Origin of the sequence: Paraglaciecola sp. (genome assembly GCF_030730205.1) — a bacterium.
Classification (GTDB): Bacteria; Pseudomonadota; Gammaproteobacteria; order Enterobacterales; family Alteromonadaceae; genus Paraglaciecola.
Window position 1 is genome coordinate 11,823 of sequence record NZ_JANQVQ010000136.1, and the last position, 3,490, is coordinate 15,312.

Genomic DNA, 3,490 nt, shown 5'->3' on the forward strand with positions numbered 1-3,490 from the left:
GTCTGACCCTCAGATGTCTGACCCGCGAACGCGAAGCCAAATGCACCTTTACCGATTAACTCGATGTTGTTATATCCCAACAACTCAAGTTGTGCGGTACACAACTTAAACCAGTCTTTTAATTTTTTAGCGTCTTTGTGCGACAGCAAATAAATGGACTGCTCATCAGGTATGTAAAAATGTTTGATCCCTGCGGGGGTTAACATCAGCTCAATTACTCAGCAATTAACCATGAAACCGAGCTACTCGTATCCGACGATTGCGCTAATAAAGGTTGTAGCTCTGTTAAAGCAGCGCGCATGCGTTCGTCGAACTGCCATGGCGCGTTAATCACCGCTAAGCCAGAGCCGTACATGCCTGCGCCTTGCTCTTTAGTGGTTACGCATAACTCTATTTGTAGCAAATTTTTGAAATTTTGCTGTTTAAGGGCAGCAAGTAAACCTTCGCTTTTACCCATTTTACTTTGTGCGTAACTGTGGCCATTTTCACTGTCTTGACGATGAGCAATTAAGGGATACCAAATCGCAAAAATTGCGGTACTCCAACGTTTATAGGCTTTAGCAACGGTTTGCGCTACTTGCTGATACTCTTCAGCGACCTCATAAGACGGATCGATTAAAACCAAGCCCCTAGGCAAAGGCGGCGGAGTCATGGCAAGTAAACCTTCAAAGCCGTCACGATGATGAATTGCAATATTACTGCCACTGATATTGTGACGGAGGTTGTCAATTTCTTGGTTGTGCCATTCCATCAAGACCAGTTTGTCTTGTTCACGCATCAGCGTACGCGCAATCTCTGGTGAGCCAGGATAACTATTATGACGATGGTAACGGGATATTAACTCGACGTAGTTGGCAACATCGTTATTTGAACCTTGGTAGTCCATGAGCTTGTCTATGCCCAGTTTAAACTCTCCGGTTTTTTGTGCGTTATCAGAATGCAGATCATATAGGCCGGCGCCGCTATGCGTATCCATGTATACAAAGCCTTTATCTTTCTCTTTAAGCTTAGCAATCAGTAACATTTGACCTAAATGTTTGATGACATCGGCATGATTGCCCGCGTGAAAACTATGACGATAACTAAACAATGCTCAAACTCCAAAAAGGCAAATAGATGAAAAAACAAACCCGCATAATGCGGGTTTGTTAGTACTCAAACAGCGTTAGGCTAATTCTACCAACATTGTAAGCGGATTTTCCAAATAAGACTTCCATAAATTATTAAATCTCACCATGGTGGCTCCATCAATAATACGATGATCGCCTGACCAACTTACTTGCATGATATTAACCGCTACTACGTTATCGTTAGCATCAAAGCGTGGTAAACGTTGAATTTTACCCAGAGCGACAATCGCGGATTCAGGTGCGTTAATGACCGGAGTAGCAACCGTTCCTCCAAGCACCCCGATGTTTGAAATACTGATGGTTCCGCCCTTCAAGTCTGCACTTTTGAGCTTACCTTCACGCCCTTGCTCCACTAATTCATTGGCCTTTTGGGCGATTTCAAATAAAGATAAATGTTGAACGCCTTTGATATTCGGTACCACCAGACCAATTTTAGAATCAATCGCCAGCCCAATATTGTGATCATCAAAGTAGGTGATTTCACTGCAATCTTTATTTACCTGGCTATTGATAATCGGAAACTGTTTCAAGGCCAAGGACATCGCCTTGATAAAAAACGGCATAAAACTGAGTTTTACCCCGCGCGCCGCAAAATTGTCTTTAAGTTGATTTCGCGCCACAATCAAATTATCTAAGGCAATTTCATCACTCACGGTAAAGTGCGGCACCGTTGTCACAGCGTGTAACATTTGTCTGGCCATGGCCGCTTTAATACCACGAATGGGCTCTTTGCGCGTACCACCTATGACAGTGGAAGGTGCGACAACAGGCGCAGCATTTACTTCAGCAGCTTGACTTAAATCACTTTTCAGTACGCGACCTTTATCACCACTGCCCTTGACCGTAGATAAATCGATGTTGAGTTCGCGGGCAAGTCGCCTAACTGCAGGACTGGCCAGCGCTTTGCCTTGGCGCGCAGCTAATACCTCTTCAGTTGGCTTTAAACGATCTTCACCTACCCTAACGGCTGGCTGACTTGCTGAATTTGTTGCGCCCTGAGTTACCTGCCCAGACACGCCATCATTCACCAACATAGCAAATAACGGGGTATGCACTTTTGCAATGTCACCTTGAGCATAATACAGCTTACTGACCGTGCCTGAGTATTTAGCCGGTATTTCAACTAGGGCTTTGTCGGTCATCACTTCAACGACAGCTTGGTCTTCTAGTATCTCCTCACCTTCACTGACTAACCAACTCACCAGCTCACACTCCACAATTCCTTCACCAATGTCCGGTAAAATAAAATCGATTGAATTGCTGCTCACAGGAGCAATAGTTGCCGCTTTAGGCGCTTCATACTGTAGTTTTGATTCAGCGTTGCTATCTTCATTAGCCTTAGGTTGTGGCTCTGCCCCCTCAATATGCATAGCAAACAAAGGCGAATGCACTTTTGCAATCTCCCCGGCTTGGTAGTACAGCTTTATCACCTTGCCTGAATACATTGCGGGAATTTGTACTGTGGCTTTATCTGTCATGACTTCAGCAACGGGCTGATCTTCAACGATCACATCGCCCTCGGCCACTAGCCATTCAAGAAGTTCACACTCAATAATACCTTCACCAATATCAGGCAGAATAAAATCAGTCATTTTTCTGGGCTCCTAATATGATCAAAAGTTAACGCAGCGAATAATCGCTTCGTAGATTTTAAGGTGATCTGGCATGTATTCTTTCTCATGTGCTAAAGGATAAGGACTGTCTAATCCACATACTCGGCTTATTGGAGACTCAAGGTATAAAAAGCACTTCTCTTGAATACTGGCTGCAACTTCACTGGCAAAACCACCCGTTAAGGGTGCTTCATGGCTAATAAGCAAACGCCCTGTTTTTTGTACCGAGGCTGCGACCGTGTCACGATCCCAAGGTAAAATACTGCGTAAATCGATGACTTCACATGATATGCCGTCCTTTGTGGCTAATTGCGCGGCTTTCTCCATGACCTCCATTTGAGCACCCCATGCCAGTAACGTAATATCCTTGCCTTCAGAAACCACTTCCGCTTTGCCCAAAGGTAAGATGTAATCATCTTCTGGCACTTCACCAACTGAAGCACGGTATAAACGTTTTGGCTCCATAAAAAGCACGGGGTTATCATCTCGAATTGACGCAAGTAACAAACCTTTTGCTTGGTAAGGATTGCGTGGGACGACGATTTTTAAACCCGGTACATGAGCGAAAAATGCTTCGGGCGACTGTGAGTGATAATGCCCACCGGCTATACCACCGCCGTAAGGCGTGCGGATGGTTAACGTACCGCAACTAAACTGCCCGCCAGAACGATACCGCCACTTGGCAGTTTCGTTTACGATTTGGTCAAAGGCCGGAAAAATGTAATCAGCAAATTGAATTTCAGCCAC

At 44.9% G+C, this 3,490-nt stretch carries 3 protein-coding genes and 1 pseudogene; all 4 read right to left on the reverse strand.

Annotated elements, in window-relative coordinates:
• A pseudogene (locus tag NWQ57_RS09630) lies at nucleotides 1-206 on the reverse strand (serine/threonine protein kinase); the annotation flags it as partial.
• Nucleotides 207-214: 8 nt separating this feature from the next.
• The gene (locus tag NWQ57_RS09635; protein WP_306021936.1) at nucleotides 215-1,090 is read right to left on the reverse strand and encodes a 23S rRNA (adenine(2030)-N(6))-methyltransferase RlmJ; all 876 of its coding nucleotides are present in this window, start codon (nucleotides 1,088-1,090) and stop codon (nucleotides 215-217) included.
• Nucleotides 1,091-1,165: 75 nt separating this feature from the next.
• Nucleotides 1,166-2,722, reverse strand: coding sequence for a dihydrolipoyllysine-residue acetyltransferase (locus NWQ57_RS09640; protein ID WP_306021937.1), 1,557 nt, complete (start codon nucleotides 2,720-2,722; stop codon nucleotides 1,166-1,168).
• 21 nt (nucleotides 2,723-2,743) lie between these two features.
• On the reverse strand, nucleotides 2,744-3,490 hold a 747-nt coding region (locus NWQ57_RS09645), incomplete at its 5' end, for an alpha-ketoacid dehydrogenase subunit beta (protein ID WP_306021938.1).

What these genes read in the sequence shown, in the direction of transcription:
- NWQ57_RS09640 (WP_306021937.1), bottom strand. Translation starts at nt 2,722, where the DNA reads ATGACTGATTTTATTCTGCCTGATATTGGTGAAGGTATTATTGAGTGT.